At 35.7% G+C, this 698-nt stretch carries 1 protein-coding gene; it reads right to left on the reverse strand.

What is annotated here, in order from left to right; translation table 11 throughout:
* Nucleotides 1-46: 46 nt before the first annotated feature.
* On the reverse strand, nt 47-676 hold the full coding sequence (locus Q0590_RS37445; protein ID WP_302042805.1) for a hypothetical protein: 630 nt from the start codon (nt 674-676) through the stop codon (nt 47-49).
* Between the last annotated feature and the right edge of the window lie 22 nt (nt 677-698).

Consider the following 698-nt stretch of genomic DNA (forward strand, 5'->3'; position numbering starts at 1 on the left):
CATAACGGAGCATGACTATACGGCGGCGTGCCCTCATGCAATAGCTTTAAGCGTTGGCGGGCCGCTGACCGGAATAGTTAATGTTAGTGGCTTTTTTTATTATCAATCGTTCTACATTTTCAAACGGCTCATTTGTTTCCATATACTGCAGGTTATCAAATCCAATAGCACATTTTCCTTTTGATACTTTTGACTTTATCAACCTGTTAACTAATTCTATGTTCATCGCATCTACACCATAGTAATCAAACATTATCGCCTCATTCGAACTATATAATCCGCTAATCGTTAGATACTTCCTCTCTGTAAAACTAATTTTATCTAATCGTCGGCTTGGCTCTATCCCTAATTCTGATATAATGCTTTCAGCCTCTTCTTTTGGTACTTTGAGATTCGTTGTTAGATATTTCTGGACACTCAAGGGAAACAGCTTCTCTGCTAACCTGTTTTGAGCATAATTTTTCGCATACGGTAAAGATTCTTTTACAATCAATCCTTTTTCAGGTCTTGATTGCTTAAATACCTCAATAAGTTCAGTGGCTAAATCAACCCCTAATATTTCATTGTTTTCAGAAAAGTTAGGAATATATATCCGTATCAATTTACCGCTTTTCAATTCAAAAGGCGGAATCAAATATCCTCGTATAATAAATCCTTGGCTTTCTAAATATTTCATTGTTTTTAATAGCCACTAATGG

Source organism: Rhodocytophaga aerolata, from assembly GCF_030503435.1.
GTDB classification, from domain to species: domain Bacteria; phylum Bacteroidota; class Bacteroidia; order Cytophagales; family 172606-1; genus Rhodocytophaga; species Rhodocytophaga aerolata.

Coding starts and splice junctions, on each gene's coding strand:
- Q0590_RS37445 (WP_302042805.1), bottom strand. CDS start 676: ATGAAATATTTAGAAAGCCAAGGATTTATTATACGAGGATATTTGATT.